Origin of the sequence: Exiguobacterium sp. LL15 (assembly GCF_024436095.1) — a bacterium.
Classification (GTDB): Bacteria; Bacillota; Bacilli; order Exiguobacteriales; family Exiguobacteriaceae; genus Exiguobacterium_A; species Exiguobacterium_A indicum.
In genome coordinates this window covers 34827-53501 of record NZ_JANFNX010000002.1, presented here as the reverse complement: position 1 = coordinate 53501, position 18675 = coordinate 34827, and the positions used below count along the sequence as shown (strand labels likewise).

The window sequence follows — 18675 nt, the reverse complement described above, 5'->3', positions numbered from 1 at the left end:
GTTGGCCATCATGAATCAATTCATCATTAACTTTTGTCTACTGTTCACAACGATTACTCTCTTGTTCTTACCGTTTCGGAATCAACCGCGTATTTCATTGAACTCCAAATGGAGCATTCGACTTATACTCGGAGCAGTCTCTGGTCTGATTGCGGTTTTATTGATGTTTAACGGGATCCAAATCGACGTCGCCCGTGTTGATTTACGTATCGTTCCTGTCGCGATCGCCATGCTGATCGGTGGTTTCCCAAGCGCCATCGTTGCTGGTGCAATGATCATCGGGACACGTTACTTTTTAACACCAGTTGATCAAATGGAAGGATTTTATTTATCGACGTTGATCATCGTCTTGTTCATCACGACGATTGGGATCATTCGTCGATTCATCCATGTCTCGATGCGTCATTTTCAGCTTATGGTGTTGGTCGGTATTCTCTATTCGTTACCCGCCATCTACATCCTGACGAACAGCTGGTCGACATTCTTTAAAATCTCGATTGCGTACGTCTTCTTTAATTTATTAGCTGGCTTTGTCGCTTATCGATTACTGACGGAATTACGCCGTCACTTCGAAAACATCCAGTATCAGCAGAAACTCGCCATGACGGATGCTTTGACAGGGCTCGCCAATCGTCGTCGTCTGGATGACTCGCTTTCGCTTGTCGGTTCGACCGACCAAGGCTATTCGCTTGTACTCATCGATATCGATTTCTTCAAGCATGTCAATGATACATATGGTCATGATGCGGGCGATGATGTGTTACGCCAACTCGGCATGACTCTCGCTTCCTTAACGCGTCCAGACGACCTCGTCGGACGGTACGGTGGTGAAGAATTTTTAATCATCTTACCAAGTACTTCAGCGAAAGAAGCGCAAAAAATAGCAGAACTAGCTCGGCTGACGGTCGCACGTAACCTGTTCCCGACAGCAGATGTACCTGATCTGCAAATCACGATCTCACTTGGGATTTCCCATTCCAGTGGTTCGCATACGTCACTTGAAGCATTACAACAGGCAGATAAAGCGTTGTATTACTCAAAAGAAAGCGGACGGAACCGGAGTACGATCTATACGAAAGAACTTGCATTCCGACAAGCTTAAACTGATTGGACACTTCCGTAGGGGAGTGTCTTTTCTTTTACGTATTCATTCCGTCTCTTTAGGAAAACCGATGCTTTCAACCGTTCCAAAGACAATCATCCGACTTAATTGTTCTGCCATGTATTCTGATGAATACGGTCGACCGTTTCGTAACCACGAAATCAACAATCCCAACTGTCCACCAATGACATAGTTTAATAATAAGTCCCGATCGACGAACGTAGCTTCTTCTGTGATTTGCGGTCGAAACACAATTCGATAATTCTCTTTCAATGTATCGAGAAAACGAGAGATGAACGTTTTGATCGGTCCTTGAACGAGCATCGTCTGATAGAATAATTCATTTTCTTCGATATGAATGAACAAACGAGCAAAATAGCGACTCACCTGCTCGACTGTCGGAAAGACAGTTCCTGTACCCGTGATCCGAATCGCTTGTTCAAGTGCCTTCATTTGCTCCTCAACGATTTGGTCGAGCAAATCATACTTATCCGTATAGTGTGCGTAGAAGGTTGAACGATTCACACCGGCTCCATCCGTCAGCATTTTGACAGTAATACTTGAAAAGCTGTGCGTCTTCAGTAAACGAAATAATTCCATTGTAATACGGTCACGTGACCGTTTTGGTCGGGGATCACGGCTCTCATTCATCCATATTTCACTCCTTTTTCATCATCTTTTCATTAATGAATCCGTTATCATCTATTTTTCCAACATTTTGTCGGAAATTGTCGGTTGTTTGTTAGCTAACGATCCATATAATTAACTATATTAATTACTCCTCCCCCCAGAGGAGTACTTTTTTTGAATCGATTGTACACAAGAAAGGATGCTAACACACCCATGAGTATGAAAAAATTATTGATCATCAATATCGTGACACTCATCGTTTTAATCGGTGGTGGTGTTGTCGGATACTACTATTACGATCAAGCAACGAGCTATGTCAAAACAGACAATGCGAAAATCGACGGTAAGATGATAACAGTTGCGAGCCCAAGCGCTGGTAAATTAACGGACTGGTCTGCGAAAACAGGCGAATCACTTGCCAGTGGGGCAACAGTCGGACACGTCATGACGGCACAAGCCGGACAAAAACCGACGGACTTCTCGGTTTCAATGCCCTCAAAAGCAACGATCGTTCAGTCGATGGCGACAAAGAACGGCTTCGTCGCAGCAGGTACACCTCTCGCCTATGGTTTTGACTTAAACGACCTTTGGGTCACAGCGAACATCGAAGAAACAGAAATCGATGAAATCAAAGTCGGACAAACAGTGGATGTCTATGTCGACAGCTACCCGGACACGACACTTTCTGGTGAAGTCGAGCAAATCGGTATGACGACGGCTTCGACGTTCTCCATGATGCCTTCTTCAAACGGAAACGCGAACTACACGAAAGTCGCACAAGTCATTCCAGTTAAAGTCTCACTCTCGCAAGAAAAATCACTCGACATTCGACCTGGTATGAATGTGACCGTCCGCATTCATAAGGATTAAGGAGGGACGTTCATGTCTACTACCTTCTTGTTCGGATACAGTGCGTTCACGATTCTGATCATCATCGGTGTCAACTGGGTTGCCCGTCGAAGTCGCCCATCCGACATGGCACTGGCGACGGACGGACCGACGCTTGAGGAATCCCTCGAGGCGGAACCGACGATGTCCGTGACACCTCCGATCGCAACACCTCAAAAACAAGTTTCAACTGAAAACGTTAGTATTCCGAAAGTATTGACGGTTTTACTGATTGGTATGTTTATTGCTATTTTGAACCAAACGTTGATTAATGTCGCGTTGCCGGTTCTGATCAATGACTTCAACGTTTCAACATCTACTGCTCAGTGGTTGACGACGGGCTTCATGCTCGTCAACGGAATCTTAATTCCGATCAGTGCCTTTTTGATGCGCAGTTATACGTTCCGCCAATTGTTCCTCGCTTCGATGACACTCTTTTTCTTCGGATCAATCATTTGTTCGATGGCGATGAACTTCCCGGTCATGATGATTGGGCGTGTCGTTCAGGCAGCAGGTGCTGGTATCTTGATGCCGCTTGGATCAAACGTCTTCATGACGTTGTTCCCACCTCATAAGCGTGGAGCCGCCATGGGGATGCTCGGGATCGCGATGATTCTCGCTCCAGCTGTCGGACCAACAATCACGGGATATGTCATCCAAAACTATGACTGGCACGTCATGTTTTATGCGATGTCGTTCTTTGGATTAGTGACGTTGTTACTCGGTGCAGCCTGGTTCCGTCTGACGCAGCCACTCTCAAAACCATCTTTTGATGCACTTGGTGTCTTATTCAGTACGATTGGGTTCGGTAGTCTCCTTTATGGTTTCAGTGAAGCTGGGAATGATGGCTGGGATAGCCCAATCGTCATCAGTACGATCGTCATCGGTTTAATCGGGATTGCGGCTTTTGCAATGCGTGAACTTTCGATGGAAGATCCAATGCTGAACATTCGTGTGTTGAAGGTGCCGGAATTTTCTTTCACGCTCTTCATCAATGTCATCGTTACGATGGCCTTGTTCGGCGGCATGTTGCTCTTACCGATCTATCTTCAAAGTATCCGCGGATTTTCACCGGTTGACTCCGGTCTTCTCCTTTTACCAGGTTCATTGATCATGGGGATCACTGGTCCGATTGCCGGTCGTTTATTTGACCGCTTCGGGATTCGTCCGCTTGCTATCTTCGGTTTGACGTTGATGACGTACGGAACATGGGAATTGACGCAATTAAACATGGATACGTCGTATTATTCCATCATGGGTATCTACATGCTTCGGTCATTCGGTATGGCATTCATCATGATGCCGATCATGACTGCTGGTATGAACGCTTTACCGATGAAGATGATCCCGCACGGAAACGCGACCCAAAACACACTTCGTCAAGTCGCCGGCTCCATCGGAACGGCAATTCTCGTCACTGTCATGACCCGTCAAACGACGGCTCACTTGGCAGACGATGCGAATCAGTTCACGACGCTCGACCCGACGCTTTCGCAACATTTAAACGATCTTGGTCAACAGCTTGGTAGCTCACAAGCTGCTTCGACGAGTTGGTTTACGATGCTGACGAAACAAGCGACGATCCAAGGGATCACCGATGCGTTCTGGATTGCGACCGTCTTATCTGCGCTTGCACTGATTCTGTCCTTCTTCTTGCACGGAAAAAAAGAACCGAATCTGGATTGATTGACGACAGACCAGTTGATGTCCTATCAGCTGGTCTTTTCTTATACTTTACGAAAAGTTCTTCTTTGCACTTCAGCCTTAAAATCGATACACTAGGGACAATGAGTTTCATATCTAAAGGAGATGCTTTATGGTTGCCTTTCTGCAATTTTATGCGTTCATCTTTGCTTGTTGTTTTGCTTGGCAAGTTGGTCGACCATCCCCTTGGTCACAAAAGATCGTTCGTGCCTTTTTAACAAGTGTCAACGGGCTCTTCGTATTCGCACGTGCCTCGATTTCAATCTTTTTATTAGTTGGACCACTATTACTCGTCACTTATCTTGTCTTCCCACGGTTAATCGCTTTTGAAAATGGTTTAGCGATGGTGATCAGCGTGCTCGTCATCGGACTGGTTGATCGTCTCGTCAGTCTCGTCGTCCTGCCACTCATGCGTTCCTTTTTCTTAAAACGTCAACGCGTCATGCCACAATCGGTGGAAATGGTGCTTTATACGATGGCAATGGCTGTCTTACTCTTCATTCAGCTTCATGCTGTTCCTGGCGTTCAAATTCATGTAGCGTTAACGATTTTCCTTGGTTTTACGATTTATTTCGCTCATTATCTATTTGCCCTATATCAGATTCGCCTCATGAAAAAGAAGCTAACGACCGTTGCTCAAGATCAAGACGAGGAACGAAAAGCCTCTTAAATACGAAAACGAAAGATGATTTCCTCTTGGGAATCGTCTTTTTGTTTTCTGATAAATAACGTTGACAATGATAATCGTTATCATTTATAGTGAAAAAGTACTCAGTGAGGAGATGAAACGGATGCATGCCCAACAAGTGATTGAAACACGCCGCTCGATCCGATCCTACACGGAACAACCGGTTCCGGTCGAATTGGTAGAAGCATTACTCGATACAGCGATTTATGCTCCGAATCATAAATTACGAGAGCCTTGGCGCTTTGTTCTCGCAATCGAAGACGGACAAACACGGTATGTCGATGCCTTAATGGAGTTACTAACGGCGCGTGGTCAATTCGAGACGAAAATGTCTGAACAACGTCAACAGGCTGAACAAAAATTACGGGAAGTCCCAGTTTATTTAACGGTACTTTGTCAGGTACAAGGGACACCGGATCAACAGCTAGAGGATACTCTCGCAACGGCTGCGATGATTCAAAATCTGCAGTTGGTAGCAACAGAACGAGGTCTTGGGTGTTGCTGGAAGAGCGGAAAACACTGGTTCACACCAGAGTATGCCTCACTCGTTGACGCTTCTGAAAACGAACGCGTTCTCGGCGTCATTCAAATCGGCTGGCCTGCCATCGTTCCACCTGTCAAACCGAGAACGTCCGCAAAGGACAAGTTGACGCACTTTTAAGAGGTGCGCATTCTGCGAGCTACCCCTGCTCGCGCCAATCAAGCCCCAATTCAAAAATAAAAACGTTCCGATGACGTCTCTCTCCCCAAACGGAGACGCAATCGGAACGTTTTTCTGTTAGAGAAACCCTTCATGATTGACAGGTGATTTAGCTTGAATCTAAGATTATGAAGGTGAAACAAATAACCGCTTACAGAAAGCGGGTCGAAAGAAGGGGTCCCCTTGCACGCGGATCAACGAAAAAAATTAACGGTCCTCATGATCAACATGTTCATTGCGGTCGGGAGCTTCGGGATCATCATTCCGATTCTACCCGCTTACTTAGCATCGATTGGACAGGGTGGAACGGCGGCTGGATTAATGATCGCCATCTTTGCCGGAGCACAACTCGTCATGTCACCGATTGCCGGAAAATGGGCGGACCAATACGGTCGTCGCAAGATGATCATCTATGGATTGATCGGCTTGACGCTCTCGATGTTCGTCTTCTACTTCTCCAATTCCGTCACGGTCCTCTACATCTCGCGCGCAATCGGTGGTGCCGGTGCTGCACTCCTGATTCCCGCAATTTTTGCTTACGTCGCGGACATCACGACGATGGATCAGCGCGCAAAAGGAAACAGTTACGTCTCAGCTGCGATGTCACTCGGAATCGTCATCGGTCCTGGAATTGGTGGATTCCTTGCCGAATACGACTTAAAATTGCCACTACTCGTCTCAGCGATCGTCTCAGGGGCAGCCGTCTTGTTCAGCGTCCTGTTACTTCAAGAAAGCGAAAAACACGATACGACAGCGATGGCACCAGACGAAGGGTCGATGCTTCGAAAACTCGGCACGTCGTTTAAGAAACCGTACTTCGTACCGCTCGTCATTACACTCGTCATGAGCTTCGGTCTCATGGCATACGAATCAGTACTTGGTCTATTCGTCGATGACCAATTCGGTGCTTCACCGAAGGACATCGCGATCATGGTAACGTCGACCGGTATCATCAGCGTCATTGCTCAAATCTTCATCGTCGATAAGCTGTCACGTAGTCTCGGAGAAGGAAAGGTCTTGAACCTATTCCTGTTCATCGCAGCACTCGGTTTCCTGTTGTCATTATTGACATCAAGTTACGGTGGATTCTTTGCGATTACCCTCGTCATCTTCCTTGCGACATCGATTTTACGTCCCGTCTTGAATACGATGATTTCAAAGCTCGCTGGTAATGAGCAAGGCTTTGCTATGGGAATGAACAACGCCTACATGAGCATAGGGAACGTACTCGGACCGACGCTTGCAGGTGTCCTGTATGACGTCAACATTCTCTATCCGTTTGCACTCGGTCTGATTTTCCTCGTCGTGACGTTCATCGGATCGTTCATCTGGCAGAAACGTCAATCGCGTTTAATTAAAAAAGTCGAACAAACTTCTTAACGTCAAAAAAGTAATGCGTTCCCGATTTTTTATTCGGAAGCGCATTGCTTTTTCATTCATTCATTGCTTTTAAATCACCTGTTCCAAAGTCAGCATCAAAAGCACGACACCAAATGACGACACGGCTATGTTTCGTCAAATCGACGTCTTTTGGAATCATATAGTTCTGATTTCCTTGATTTCCTTTTAAGGTGCCGAGACGAATGCCGTCTGCTGTATCTTCACCGGGCTCGATCAAGTACACAAACAAATCCGGACCATTCGTCGTTTGAAAATCTTCAAAACGTAGATACAACGTATCGTCTACAGTTAGCGTCTTGATGTTCCCTGATGTTTTGTAATTTTTTTCACCGTCCATGAATTGGCCTGATAATTCAGCTTCCGTTTCTTCAGGAGAAGGTTGTGACGTTTCGGAGTTGTTTTCCTCCTCCTTTTGTTCCACTGTTGAAGAACCTGGCGGCAGTCCTTCATCGACTGATTCATTCAAAAAAAGAGGTGATGCGAGCCACCAAACTAAAGCCAGTACGCAAACAATGACGATTCCGACGATAATTTTCGATCCTGTTCGCACCGTCTCCACTCCATTCCTCCATTGAGAGAAAGCATGACTGCCGTTTAACCGTATTGTTTTTGATGTTCCCGTTTTAATGCCAAATACTCTTCATCCGCCCGGATCAAATCCCATTTTTCTTGGAAGATGGACGCAGATTTTGCTTTTTCTTCGTCAATCTCGCGCGTGTGTAATTCTTTGGTCTCTTTATCTTTATATTTACGCCCACCCTTGTAGTTCGCGTAACGTCGTGCGCGCGTATGTCCCATCTGAATGAACTTCCGCGCCATATCCATGCCGACGAAGTCTCCGTCTTCTTTATAAGCTAAATACATCTCATAAATTTTCTCAGACGATTCCTTCGCGATGTCCGGCGTCTTAAAACGCCAATGCGGCAAAATCTCACTTTTGTAAGGTTCGACGAGTAAGACCCCTTGCTCCCCGCGTCCAACCCGGTACTTTTCCGGCTCCTTACGAAAATCCGTCGTCTTGAAATCGAGATCGTAATCAAACGGCATCCCGGTCACGCTCCCTTCTACTTCGAAACGTTCCCTTCCCGTCCGTTCATCAATCCTCGATCCGGTAGAGTCCTTGCGTATAAATCGTCGCTAAGACGTGCGCAATCTCTTCGATCGTCGCTGTCGCCTCTTCACGGACGACTTCGAATAAATACATCTCATTCGCAAAGAACCAACCACGGGCGACGAGTTTCGAGTCTACATCCTGCCGCGCAAGTCCTGTCTCCTGCGCATACTGGATATCCTGACTGATCCGATCAATGAACCGTTCCCGAATCGCTTTCCATTTTGCACGGACGATGTAAGACACGCCGATTGCTTGCTCGACAATCCGTAGTATCGCTCGTTCTTCTTCCGCGAGACGTAAGAAATCCGTCGCTTGCGTCACGATGCGTTCCTTTGCCTCTAGCGGCGTCGTCGGTTCGAATGTTCGTTCCGCGATCGCGTGGAAGCGGCTCATGACATCTTCCATCAGGACGACGAGCAGCTCATCTTTCCCTTCGAAATGGACATAGGCTGTTCCGTAGCCGACGCCAGCTTGTTTGATTACTTGTGAAATCGTTGCCGTTTGAAACCCTTGTTCTAAGAAGACGTCACGTGCCGCACTCAACAGTTTCTCGCGTGTCCGCACCGTGCGCAGATGACGTTTATCGATTTTTTCTGGTTGAGAAGATGACATGTCCTTCACTCCTTTTGTTTTCTCTATTCGATAATATTGACACAATGTCAATTTGTTTGCTACGCTTTTGTCAAAATTGATTGAGCATTCATTTGAGGAGGATGACATATGACACTGCAAGCAAAACGGACCGATGCTGTTGCTCGGGATGAGCAAGATACACTCGCCGCCTATCGTGATGAGTTTTATCTGCAACCGGGTAGTATCTATATGGACGGAAACTCGCTCGGCTTATTGTCGAAGCGTGCCGAGAAGACGTTGCTCGAGTCGCTATCAGACTGGAAAGAACTCGGGATCGATGGCTGGATGAAAGGACGTCATCCTTGGTTCGAATTATCGGAACGTCTCGCTGCTCTCAACGCTCCGCTCGTCGGCGCACAAGCAGAAGAAGTCATGGTCACTGGTTCGACGACCGTCAATCTCCATCAACTCGTCGCGACATTCTTCCAACCAACGGAAGGTCGAGACAAGATTTTAGCGGACGCGCTGACGTTCCCGTCAGACATCTATGCCCTTCAAAGCCAACTTCGCTTACGTGGCCTGGACCCGGAGACACACCTCATCCAAGTACCGAGTCGGGATGGTCGCTTTTTAGAAGAAGATGATATCATCGCCGCGATGACGGATGATATCGCGTTGATCGTCTTGCCGGCCGTGCTTTATCGAAGTGGACAAATTCTCGATATGGAGCGTTTGACGAAAGCGGCACACGACCGCGGCATCCTGATTGGTTTTGATGGTTGTCATTCCGTCGGAGCCGTTCCCCACGCGTTCCATGACTGGGGTGTCGACTTTGCCTACTGGTGTAATTACAAACACTTGAACGGTGGTCCTGGAACGGTTGGTGGATTATTCGTCCACGAACGTCATTTCGGAACGTTGCCTGGTTTGACAGGCTGGTTCGGTTCACGGAAGGATAAGCAGTTCGATATGGATCATACGATGACACCGGCGGCGCATGCCGGTGCTTTCCAAATCGGGACACCACACGTCTTAAGTCTCGCTCCACAAATCGGTGCATTAGAGATGTTTGACGAAGTCGGTATCGAAGCCGTTCGGACAAAATCACTCGCGTTGACGCAGTACATGATGGAACTCGTCGAGCAGGAACTCACACCGTACGGTTTCGTCATCGGAAATCCGATCGATGATAAACGCCGCGGGGCGCATCTCAGCCTCGAGCACCCGGAAGCAGCACGGATCTGTAAAGCACTCAAGGAAAATCGGATTATCCCCGATTTCCGGGCGCCAAACATCGTCCGTCTAGCACCCGTCGCGCTCTATAATACGTTCACCGATGTCTATGACGTCGTCGCGACACTCAAACGAATCATGAAAGATAAAGAATACGAACGTTTCGCGAATGAACGCGAAGTCGTTGCTTAAGGAGTACACCATGGAACAACCTACTGAACTACGGCGTGAACTCAAGACACGCCAACTCACGATGATTGCAATGGGCTGTGCGATCGGTACCGGTCTTTTCCTCGGAAGTGGACTTGCGATCGGGCTTGCTGGTCCGAGCGTTCTGATCAGTTATGCGGTCGGCGCCTTCATCGTCCTACTTTTAATGGGCTGTCTGGCTGAAATGACAGTCGCCCATCCGACATCCGGCTCGTTCGGGACGATTGCAGAGCGTTATATTAGTCCCTACGCTGGTTTCCTCGTCCGCTATTCGTACTGGATTGCAAACGTCCTAGCGATTGGTGTTGAAGTCAGTGCGATTGCGATCTATATGAAATACTGGTTCCCGGACGTTCCCGGATTCGTCTGGATTCTCGTATTCGCTGCCGCGTTGATTTACATCAACGCAACGACAGTCAACACGTTCGCGACCTTCGAATACTGGTTCTCGGTCATTAAGATCAGTGCCATCTTGCTATTCATCCTGCTTGGTGCCTACTTGGTCATCGGTAGTCCAAGTCCTGAGATTGGTCCACAAAACTTCACGAATGACGGTGGCTTCATGCCGTTCGGTTTCTCAGGTCTCTGGATCGCGATTTTCATCTCCCTGTTCAGCTTCCTCGGAACGGAATTGATTGCCGTAACCGCTGGTGAAGCGAAGGATCCAGATGTCGCCGTGCCGAAAGCATTAAAAGCGACAGTATTCCGTCTCTCGACGTTTTATGTCATCACGATTGCTTTGATGTTGATGATCGTCCCGTGGCAACAAGCAGGCGGTGTCGATCAAAGTCCCTTCGTTAAAGTAATGGAGATGCTATCGATTCCGTATGCAGGAGGCATTATGAACTTCATCATCCTGACGGCAGCACTGTCTGCGATGAACAGTCAACTGTATGCTTCGACACGGATGATGTATTCGTTATCGAAGGCAACATATGCGCCGAAAGTGTTTGGTCGTTTAAACCATAGAGGCGTGCCACTCTTCGCACTCGCCGTATCAACGATCGGGATTTTCCTTGCTGCGATCATCAGCAGTCAGTCGAGCGTCTCTTATCCGTTCATGATGGGGATTTCGATGTTCGGGGCAATTTTCACGTGGTTCATGATTTTCATCTCCCACCTCTACTTCCGTAAAGCGTGGGAACGCGAAGGCGGACGGACGTTACCGGTCCGGATGATGGGCTATCCGTATCTGACAGCTCTCGGTGCGTTGCTATTATTCGCACTCGTCCTGACGACGTGGTTCACGGATTTCCAAATCGTCTTGAAGTTTGGTGTACCGTGGTTAGTGTTCTTATCGATCGCCTATTTCTTCTGGAAACGGGCGCATCCGGAACAACCACAGACCGCTGAAAAACGAAAACTGAATTAACTCGATAAAGGGGATGAATGGGAATGACAAAGACAGATCCTACGTCTATTGAAGCATCGATTCAAACGGATTTTAAGAAAGATATGTCCTACGGGGATTATTTGCAACTAGATCCATTGCTTACGAGTCAACATCGCTTATCTGGGCATCATGACGAGATGCTGTTCATCATCATTCATCAAACGAGCGAACTATGGATGAAGCTGATCCTGCATGAGATGCGTGCGGCGACTCAAGCGGTCGCAAACGATGATCTCGAATCATCCTTTAAGATGCTCGCACGCATCTCAAAGATTCAGCACCAATTGATTCAGTCGTGGAATGTTTTGTCGACCTTGACTCCTGCCGAGTATTTAGAATTCCGCGATTCACTCGGTCACTCATCTGGGTTCCAGTCCTATCAAAACCGACAAATCGAATTTGCGCTCGGCTTCAAGAACGAGCAGATGCTAAAAGTGTATGCGCATGACGAAACACTCTATCCGATGATGCTCGAAGACCTGAAGACACCAAGCATCTACGACGAAACGGTCCGAGCGATGGCGCGACATGGTCTACCAATCGACGAGTCTGTCCTCGAACGTGATGTCACGCAAGACTGGACGCCGAATGCAAGTGTCGAAGCAGCTTGGGCGACCGTCTATCGTGATGTTGAACAATACTGGGATTTGTATGAACTCGGTGAAAAACTACTCGATATCGGGAGCCAGCAGCAGATGTGGCGCTTTAACCATATGAGTACCGTCGAACGGATCATCGGACAAAAGCCAGGAACGGGCGGTTCTTCTGGCGTCAGTTATCTACGACGTGTGCTCGACCACCGATTCTTCCCGGAACTGTGGTCAGTCCGCACGACATTATGAGGAGGATGAAGCGATGACACGATGGATTGATGTTTCACAACCACTTGATCGCCACGTCACGACGTGGCCGGGAGATACACCGTTTGACGCGATATTGACATGGAATAAGGCAGACACCGGTTCCGTCAACGTCGGAAAGGTAACGATGAGTCTGCATACTGGCACTCATGTCGACGCGCCGTTTCATTTTGACGATGCCGGACAAAAAATCATCGACCTTGATCCGGATCTCTACATCGGACATGCGCGCGTCATTTACTTACCAGGTCGTACAGAAATAACAGCCGCTGATTTAGATGGCTTTGAGCTAAATGACGTCCAGCGCTTGATCATCAAAACGGATGGTTGGATCGACAAATCAACGTTCCCAGAAACGATTCCCGTCTTGACGCCAAGTCTTGCTGAACGTCTCGGGGAACTCGGGATTTCGCTGATTGGTCTCGACTTACCAAGCGTCGATGCGATCGATAGCAAGGAAATGCCGGCCCATCACGCACTGGCGCAGCATGGAGTCCATATCCTCGAAGGACTCGTCCTGGATGCGATCACGCCTGGTGATTACCACCTCAACGCCGTCCCACTTCCGCTCGTCGACGGCGACGGTAGTCCTGTTCGTGCCTTACTTCGTCCATACTAAAAAATCCGTACAGCAGAGCATCTGCTGTACGGATTTTTTGTTACTTAGGTAGTGGTTCGAACAAACTCGCTTCAATTTGACGAACGACATGTCCGAGAACCGCAAGCGATTGATCGACCTCGAATCCTTGATCCAAGGAATGATTGGCTCCTTCCATGACATCAATCGTCAGTTGCGAGGTGTGACACGTTTCAAGTGCCACTTCATCATAAAACTTATCGGCTGTCCCGATGACGAGGAGTCCAGCTTGCGACGAGGTGGCGATTTGTTCGGCCACTTCAGTCAGGACGGGTGTTAAGAAGACAAAGCGTGCTGTCTGTAGATTCGGCTTAGCAAGTAATGCCGCTAAAGGAATCGTTCCTAGTGACTTCGCAATAAACTGGACGTTTTCGTATGTATGTGTCGCAAGCACTTCTGAGACGACAGCGTCGACCCGGCGTGTCATGCAAGCATTCGATTCAGCGTCTGACATCGAAAATAGCTCTTCTGTCACATAGTGAATACAGATGACATCGATGTCTCGAGCTAGTAGCGCCATCCGGCTGTAGTAAAAGTAAGGATGGTCGTATAGGTACGATGCTCCCGAGATCAAGAAGCAGACCTGTTTGGACCCCATTTGAAAATGATCATATGAAACGGTCGTCTGATCGACGACGATGGATGATTGTTCGATATGCATGAAATCCCTCCACGTTTTTTCTAGACTTTACCATTTCAAAAGTAGACTGTCATGTCTTTTTCGGCTCTCGCTTATAAACTAAAAAAGGCGATGCACCACATTTGGTCACCGCCAATCCTATATCTTTATCCAATCGGAGCAAAAACGGACTGTTCGACTTGTTTTAATTCATAGAACGCCCCTTGTCGCGCCATCAATTCGGCATACGTTCCGACTTCGATGACTTGACCTTGATCCATGACGATGATTTGATCCATCGCTTCAAGACCTGCTAACCGGTGGCTAACAAGGACAAGTGTCGCGTCCGCTGCCCGTGCGAACAGTCGATCGAGAATCATCTGTTCCGTCAAAGCATCGACGGAAGACGTTGGTTCGTCAAGCAAGTAAAGCGACGCTTCCCGCAAAAGCACACGCGCAATTGCTAAGCGTTGTTTTTCTCCTCCAGACAAGTTCTCGCCTTTTTCAAATACACGATCGTTTAATTCGAACGTCGTTAACCCAACATCATCGAGCGCTTGACGCATCGCCTCGTCCGTCGCTGCTTCGTTTGCGAGCAATAGATTATCGCGAAGCGTTCCATAAAAGTAATGATTCTGTTGCAAGACAACATTTGCGTGTTGCCACAGTCCTTCCGGATCAACCGTCCGACTCTCTTGACCAGCAATCGTTAATCCGTCCGTCGGATACATCCGTAACATCAATTGAAGTAACGTTGATTTCCCGGAACCACTCGCCCCGACGATTGCCGTCTTCTTGCCGGCAGGAATCGAGACGGTAACGTCACGTAAGACCGGGCGAGGTGCATCAGGGAACGTGAACGTCAATGCATTCGTTTCAAAGGATGGTGCCTGATCGAGAACGAACGTGTCATAGATTGGCTCCTCTTGCTCGGTCACGACTTCATCGAGTCGTTTCGCAGCATGGCGGCTATCTTCAAAGAAGCCTGGTAAAATCGCCATCGGTGCGGCGTTTTCAAAAACGGTCAGCGATGTCATGACGAGTAAAGCGAGGAAGACCCCTTCGAGTTGTCCACTCGCGACGAGATAGGCACCGACACCCAGAACGAGCCAAGAGATGATTAGCGTCACCATCGTATTCAAAGCAAGGTTCGAGACGGCATGTAACCCATTACGCTTTTCTTCCTCGACATACCGTTTCGCGACGGCATTCAAGTCCTGTTCTTTTTGATCCAGTTGCTGGTAAATCTTTAAGTCACGATAGCCTTGGAACAACTCTGTCACTTCTGTCGACAAGTCACCACGGCGGACACGAACTGAACGTGCGAAACGTTGTTCGCGGTACGCGAACCAACCTGGAATCAAAAAGCCGGTCAGAATCAGACCAAGCAATAACAGTCCGGCAATCGTCCACGAGAAGAAACTGACGAAAAAGATCGTACAGAAGAAGACCAGCAACAACACGATTGGTGGATAAAGAACACGTAAAAACGTATTTTGCAGACTCTCGACGTCCCCAACGATTCGGGCAAGTAAGTCCCCACTTCGGTACTTCCCGAAAATACCGGGTGCAAGCGGCTCGAGTCGACGATAAAATGACGTTCGGATATCACTGAGGATCGTAAACGTCGCCCGGTGCGAATAATAGCGTTCTGCATACCGACTGACGGCACGCGTCAGACTCGAGATTTTTTGCAGCGCAATCAAGACGGCAAGCGTCTGGATCGGTGGCAACAAGGCTGCCTTTGAAATCAGGTATCCACTTGCTGCGAATAAACCGACCGCTGTCACTCCGGCGAGGACACCGAAGAAGATCGACCAGGCGATATCGCGTTTTTGATGCACCATCAACCGAAAAACTCCTAGTAGTTCCTTCATCGTGTTTCCTCCCCTCTCTGGACGCTGCGCATCCGAGCATATTCCGAATCACGTCCAAGCAGTTCATCGTGAGTGCCACGATCGACGATTCGTCCGCCATCGAGGACGACGATTTGATCTGAGCGCTCGATCGTATGCAGGCGGTGTGCGACAGTAATGACTGTCGCTGCTTGTCCAAGCTGTTCAATCGCTTGTTGAAGCAATCGCTCCGTTTTGACGTCGAGTCCTGTTGTCGGTTCATCAAAGACGATGACGTTCGGTCGTTTCAAGAACGCTCGTGCCAACGCAACGCGCTGTTTCTCGCCACCTGATAGACCACGTCCACCTTCTCCGATTACCGTGTCGATCCCTTTAGGTAACGTCGCAATCAGCTCCTCGAGCCCTGCTGCCTGCGCCGCCTCAAAAATCTCTTCCGGCGTCGCTTGACGGAGTTCACCGATTGCGATGTTTTCTGCCAGCGTTCCGGCATACAGATACGGATGCTGCGAGATGTAGCTCAACTGACGGAACCAGCTCGCTTCCTCCACCTGACTGCGATTAATCCCGTCGAGCAGAATCCGTCCTTCTTTTGGATCCGCGAGTCCGGCAATCAACTGTAAGACAGTCGACTTACCGGCACCACTGCGACCGATCAACGCCACCTTTTGATACGGTTCAATCGCAAGTGTCACGTCTTGTAAGGCAAAGCGTCCTTCTTGATACGTAAAATCAACTTCATCCAAGACGATTCGTGGTGGACGGTTCATCGCAAGTTCTGATTGACCAAAGGCAACAGGACGATCGTCTGCTGTTAGTTCGGCTGCGATCTGTTTCGCTGCCGCGACACTACCTCGTCCCGTATGGAAGGCAGCTCCCATCTCTTTTAAGGCAAGATAGTATTCTGGTGCCAACACGAGCATCAGGAACGCCGGGATGAAGGTAATGCTTTGGAACAAAATCAAGCGCAGACTGACTTCAAGTGCAATCATTCCCATGCTGAGCATCGAGATGAACTCAAGCATCAACGACGACAAGAAGGCGAGCTTCAAGACCGTTAACGTCGCATCCCGGAAATCAAGACTACTTTTTTCGATGACGTCACGTTGTCGTTTCGCACGACCAAATAACTTCAAGGTCGTCAGTCCTTGCAACGTATCAAGGAACGTTCCCGAGAATGCCGTCATCTTCTCGAGTTGAGCATCCGCCCGCTTTTGCGTCATGATGCCGATGATGATGTAGAACAACGGAATGAACGGTGCCGTGATCATCATGACGAGACCAGTGATCCAGTCATAGCTGAATGCCGCGATCAAGACCATCAAGGGAACGATCGTCGTCTGGACGACTTTCGGCAAGTACTGACTGTAGTAGCTGTCCATCTCGTCTACAGCGTCGAGCAAGACACTGACCTTCTGTCCCGCTTGCCCTTGTAGCATCATCTCGACCGAACGACCTGTGTATTTCGCGACGAGTGCTTCCCGAAGCGCCTGCTTCATGTGTGCCGATAACGTCGTACCGAGACGACCGTTCCAATACGTCACGATGACCCGGAGCAACAGCATCCCGAGGACGACGAGTAGTAACGGAATGACGGCTTCAAACGGTTGTTCTTTCAAGAAAATCCGATCGACCGTCAACACGATGCCGTACGATTGACCGACGACCGCAACCCCCATCAGGAAAGCTGCCATGATGAATTGAATGAGAATACTACGTGGAATCTGAACGATTCCTTTTAATGGATTCATATACAAACGTCCTTTCACAAAGTGTGAACGACTTTTAGTGAATATTTTCACATATCGTACATTTAGTATACCGAATCCGGAACGGGGATGCCATGCAGATGCTGTCGAAAAGGTGTGACGGTTTTGTGAGAGCATAAAACTCGACAATTCTTTCGAATGAAACTATTATGGATATACATTATCCACGTTTAACGAAAGGGGACTTCTCATGCAAATGAAAACCGGGGTCGAGCAATCTGTCTACGCGATGTTGCTTTTGACCTTCCTTCCGGATCGCGCTGTGTTGCCCGGTGAATTCATCAGCCAGCAACTCGGTGCCTCGCCGACTTATTTCCAAAAGCTCTTACGAAAACTCGTCCAGGCGGATCTGTTGTATTCCGTACCGGGTGTCAAAGGCGGCTTTCGCTTACGACGTCCGGCAGACGAAATTCAAATCTTTGACATTTATCAAGCGATCGAGGGCAAGCAGACGTTGTATGCGTCAAGCGGTGTCTTTGAGGATTTGATGGGAATTCAGGAACAGGAAATCGGTCTACTCTCGAATCTGATGACAGAGGCGGAAGAGGCGTGGCAATCGACGTTGAAGCGCGAATCGATCGGCTCGATCCGTCAAGCGATTGATGCCTCCTGTCCACCGGAACATTTAGAACGGTTGCATGCGTTAATCACAGACCGGATGATGACACTTTAATGAACAGAAAGAGGTTTTTACTATGGTATTGAATCGTTATTTCGACTTATTCGACGCGTCACGCACAGATGAACAAGCTTTTGAGGATCTCGTTTCCTTATTCACGACAGACATCACGTTCGTCCTGAACGGACAACCAAAGCACGGCATCGACGCCTGGAAACAGTTCGTCCGTCATGTGTTCACGGCGAATCAGGATATTAAGCATATGTATGCAGGCTGGGAAGAAACAACACCCGGAACATATGAAACACGCTGGGCAGTTTGCGGAAAACGGGCAGACGGTAGTGTCTTCACGCAAGACGGAAAAGATATCGCACGTCTCGATGAAAACGGACGGATCGCTTACCTGGAGAACGTTCCAGATGATCCGACGATGTTCCGTTCATAAGATGGCTTTTAAATAACGAAAACCTGTGTTCCGCGCAAGCAGAACACAGGTTTTTTGGTATTTAGCGTTTCATTACGAGTCGTTTCAACAAATAGCCTGTGATGACAAGTAATGATGCAATGGCGAAATAGACCATGTAGACCAACAAGTCTGGCGCAAATCGTGACACGATGTACGTCAATCCGACGACAGCCGTATAGAGCAATAGAAATAGACTGATGTGCTTCAACTTCGACA

At 48.3% G+C, this 18675-nt stretch carries 20 protein-coding genes; 12 read left to right on the top strand and 8 right to left on the bottom strand.

The window, feature by feature from the left end; all coding sequences use genetic code 11:
- The first annotated feature begins 10 nt into the window (after nucleotides 1-10).
- The gene (locus NOM72_RS11660; protein ID WP_235147612.1) at nucleotides 11-1102 is read left to right on the top strand and encodes a diguanylate cyclase; all 1092 of its coding nucleotides are present in this window, start codon (nucleotides 11-13) and stop codon (nucleotides 1100-1102) included.
- 45 nt (nucleotides 1103-1147) lie between these two features.
- Here the strand turns inward: NOM72_RS11660 and NOM72_RS11655 are convergent, their stop codons facing one another.
- Nucleotides 1148-1753: a TetR/AcrR family transcriptional regulator gene (locus NOM72_RS11655; protein ID WP_023466731.1), complete on the bottom strand. Its 606-nt coding sequence runs from the start codon at nucleotides 1751-1753 to the stop codon at nucleotides 1148-1150.
- 192 nt (nucleotides 1754-1945) lie between these two features.
- On the opposite strand from NOM72_RS11655, the gene NOM72_RS11650 reads away from it, so the two are divergent.
- The 5 genes from NOM72_RS11650 to NOM72_RS11630 all read left to right on the top strand — a co-directional run bounded on the left by NOM72_RS11650 (nucleotide 1946) and on the right by NOM72_RS11630 (nucleotide 7092).
- Nucleotides 1946-2602, top strand: coding sequence for an HlyD family secretion protein (locus tag NOM72_RS11650; RefSeq protein WP_023466730.1), 657 nt, complete (start codon nucleotides 1946-1948; stop codon nucleotides 2600-2602).
- A 12-nt stretch (nucleotides 2603-2614) separates the two neighbouring features.
- Nucleotides 2615-4306 (top strand): DHA2 family efflux MFS transporter permease subunit, encoded by a 1692-nt coding sequence (locus NOM72_RS11645; protein ID WP_035399224.1) that lies wholly within the window; start codon nucleotides 2615-2617, stop codon nucleotides 4304-4306.
- A gap of 130 nt (nucleotides 4307-4436) precedes the next feature.
- On the top strand, nucleotides 4437-4994 hold the full coding sequence (locus NOM72_RS11640) for a hypothetical protein (protein ID WP_255999214.1): 558 nt from the start codon (nucleotides 4437-4439) through the stop codon (nucleotides 4992-4994).
- Nucleotides 4995-5115: 121 nt separating this feature from the next.
- Nucleotides 5116-5673: a nitroreductase family protein gene (locus NOM72_RS11635; protein WP_255999213.1), complete on the top strand. Its 558-nt coding sequence runs from the start codon at nucleotides 5116-5118 to the stop codon at nucleotides 5671-5673.
- A 222-nt stretch (nucleotides 5674-5895) separates the two neighbouring features.
- Nucleotides 5896-7092 (top strand): MFS transporter, encoded by a 1197-nt coding sequence (locus NOM72_RS11630; protein ID WP_255999212.1) that lies wholly within the window; start codon nucleotides 5896-5898, stop codon nucleotides 7090-7092.
- 52 nt (nucleotides 7093-7144) lie between these two features.
- On the opposite strand, the gene NOM72_RS11625 is transcribed toward NOM72_RS11630, so the two are convergent.
- The 3 genes from NOM72_RS11625 to NOM72_RS11615 are packed head-to-tail and all read right to left on the bottom strand — an operon-like array spanning nucleotide 7145 to nucleotide 8839.
- Nucleotides 7145-7672: a DM13 domain-containing protein gene (locus NOM72_RS11625; RefSeq protein ID WP_055969882.1), complete on the bottom strand. Its 528-nt coding sequence runs from the start codon at nucleotides 7670-7672 to the stop codon at nucleotides 7145-7147.
- 35 nt (nucleotides 7673-7707) lie between these two features.
- Entirely contained in the window at nucleotides 7708-8160 is a 453-nt protein-coding gene (locus NOM72_RS11620; RefSeq protein ID WP_255999211.1) for a DUF4385 domain-containing protein, read from the bottom strand.
- A gap of 49 nt (nucleotides 8161-8209) precedes the next feature.
- Nucleotides 8210-8839, bottom strand: a complete 630-nt coding sequence (locus NOM72_RS11615; protein ID WP_064300475.1) for a TetR/AcrR family transcriptional regulator — start codon at nucleotides 8837-8839, stop codon at nucleotides 8210-8212.
- 108 nt (nucleotides 8840-8947) lie between these two features.
- On the opposite strand from NOM72_RS11615, the gene kynU reads away from it, so the two are divergent.
- Genes kynU through kynB form a run of 4 tightly spaced genes read left to right on the top strand, consistent with a single transcriptional unit; the run spans nucleotide 8948 to nucleotide 13115 of the window.
- Nucleotides 8948-10225: a kynureninase gene (gene kynU, locus NOM72_RS11610; protein ID WP_174315905.1), complete on the top strand. Its 1278-nt coding sequence runs from the start codon at nucleotides 8948-8950 to the stop codon at nucleotides 10223-10225.
- 10 nt (nucleotides 10226-10235) lie between these two features.
- On the top strand, nucleotides 10236-11615 hold the full coding sequence (locus NOM72_RS11605; protein ID WP_035399235.1) for an amino acid permease: 1380 nt from the start codon (nucleotides 10236-10238) through the stop codon (nucleotides 11613-11615).
- Nucleotides 11616-11638: 23 nt separating this feature from the next.
- Complete coding sequence (kynA, locus tag NOM72_RS11600; protein ID WP_050676921.1) at nucleotides 11639-12478, top strand: tryptophan 2,3-dioxygenase; 840 nt, start codon at nucleotides 11639-11641, stop codon at nucleotides 12476-12478.
- Nucleotides 12479-12491: 13 nt separating this feature from the next.
- Nucleotides 12492-13115 (top strand): arylformamidase, encoded by a 624-nt coding sequence (gene kynB, locus NOM72_RS11595; RefSeq protein WP_035399239.1) that lies wholly within the window; start codon nucleotides 12492-12494, stop codon nucleotides 13113-13115.
- 40 nt (nucleotides 13116-13155) lie between these two features.
- On the opposite strand, the gene NOM72_RS11590 is transcribed toward kynB, so the two are convergent.
- From NOM72_RS11590 to cydD, 3 genes are all read right to left on the bottom strand, one after another.
- Nucleotides 13156-13794: a cyclase gene (locus NOM72_RS11590; protein WP_174315903.1), complete on the bottom strand. Its 639-nt coding sequence runs from the start codon at nucleotides 13792-13794 to the stop codon at nucleotides 13156-13158.
- A 125-nt stretch (nucleotides 13795-13919) separates the two neighbouring features.
- Complete coding sequence (gene cydC, locus NOM72_RS11585; RefSeq protein ID WP_058713397.1) at nucleotides 13920-15629, bottom strand: thiol reductant ABC exporter subunit CydC; 1710 nt, start codon at nucleotides 15627-15629, stop codon at nucleotides 13920-13922.
- A complete protein-coding gene (gene cydD, locus NOM72_RS11580) occupies nucleotides 15626-17356 on the bottom strand; it encodes a thiol reductant ABC exporter subunit CydD (RefSeq protein ID WP_058713396.1) in 1731 nt (576 codons plus the stop codon). Before cydD ends, cydC begins: the two co-directional genes overlap by 4 nt.
- A 208-nt stretch (nucleotides 17357-17564) precedes the next feature.
- On the opposite strand from cydD, the gene NOM72_RS11575 reads away from it, so the two are divergent.
- The gene (locus NOM72_RS11575; RefSeq protein ID WP_055969858.1) at nucleotides 17565-18047 is read left to right on the top strand and encodes an Rrf2 family transcriptional regulator; all 483 of its coding nucleotides are present in this window, start codon (nucleotides 17565-17567) and stop codon (nucleotides 18045-18047) included.
- A 22-nt stretch (nucleotides 18048-18069) separates the two neighbouring features.
- Nucleotides 18070-18438, top strand: coding sequence for a nuclear transport factor 2 family protein (locus NOM72_RS11570; protein WP_023466710.1), 369 nt, complete (start codon nucleotides 18070-18072; stop codon nucleotides 18436-18438).
- A gap of 61 nt (nucleotides 18439-18499) precedes the next feature.
- On the opposite strand, the gene NOM72_RS11565 is transcribed toward NOM72_RS11570, so the two are convergent.
- Entirely contained in the window at nucleotides 18500-18667 is a 168-nt protein-coding gene (locus tag NOM72_RS11565; protein WP_023466709.1) for a hypothetical protein, read from the bottom strand.
- Between the last annotated feature and the right edge of the window lie 8 nt (nucleotides 18668-18675).

Bases quoted from the DNA above. Each gene is read 5' to 3' on its own strand.
- NOM72_RS11655 (WP_023466731.1), bottom strand. From the start codon at position 1,753: ATGAATGAGAGCCGTGATCCCCGACCAAAACGGTCACGTGACCGTATT.
- NOM72_RS11620 (WP_255999211.1), bottom strand. From the start codon at position 8,160: ATGCCGTTTGATTACGATCTCGATTTCAAGACGACGGATTTTCGTAAG.
- NOM72_RS11575 (WP_055969858.1), top strand. From the start codon at position 17,565: ATGCAAATGAAAACCGGGGTCGAGCAATCTGTCTACGCGATGTTGCTT.
- NOM72_RS11635 (WP_255999213.1), top strand. From the start codon at position 5,116: ATGCATGCCCAACAAGTGATTGAAACACGCCGCTCGATCCGATCCTAC.
- cydC (WP_058713397.1), bottom strand. From the start codon at position 15,629: ATGAAGGAACTACTAGGAGTTTTTCGGTTGATGGTGCATCAAAAACGC.
- kynU (WP_174315905.1), top strand. From the start codon at position 8,948: ATGACACTGCAAGCAAAACGGACCGATGCTGTTGCTCGGGATGAGCAA.
- NOM72_RS11570 (WP_023466710.1), top strand. From the start codon at position 18,070: ATGGTATTGAATCGTTATTTCGACTTATTCGACGCGTCACGCACAGAT.
- NOM72_RS11650 (WP_023466730.1), top strand. From the start codon at position 1,946: ATGAGTATGAAAAAATTATTGATCATCAATATCGTGACACTCATCGTT.
- NOM72_RS11615 (WP_064300475.1), bottom strand. From the start codon at position 8,839: ATGTCATCTTCTCAACCAGAAAAAATCGATAAACGTCATCTGCGCACG.
- NOM72_RS11645 (WP_035399224.1), top strand. From the start codon at position 2,615: ATGTCTACTACCTTCTTGTTCGGATACAGTGCGTTCACGATTCTGATC.
- kynA (WP_050676921.1), top strand. From the start codon at position 11,639: ATGACAAAGACAGATCCTACGTCTATTGAAGCATCGATTCAAACGGAT.
- cydD (WP_058713396.1), bottom strand. From the start codon at position 17,356: ATGAATCCATTAAAAGGAATCGTTCAGATTCCACGTAGTATTCTCATT.
- kynB (WP_035399239.1), top strand. From the start codon at position 12,492: ATGACACGATGGATTGATGTTTCACAACCACTTGATCGCCACGTCACG.
- NOM72_RS11590 (WP_174315903.1), bottom strand. From the start codon at position 13,794: ATGCATATCGAACAATCATCCATCGTCGTCGATCAGACGACCGTTTCA.
- NOM72_RS11660 (WP_235147612.1), top strand. From the start codon at position 11: ATGAATCAATTCATCATTAACTTTTGTCTACTGTTCACAACGATTACT.
- NOM72_RS11605 (WP_035399235.1), top strand. From the start codon at position 10,236: ATGGAACAACCTACTGAACTACGGCGTGAACTCAAGACACGCCAACTC.
- NOM72_RS11640 (WP_255999214.1), top strand. From the start codon at position 4,437: ATGGTTGCCTTTCTGCAATTTTATGCGTTCATCTTTGCTTGTTGTTTT.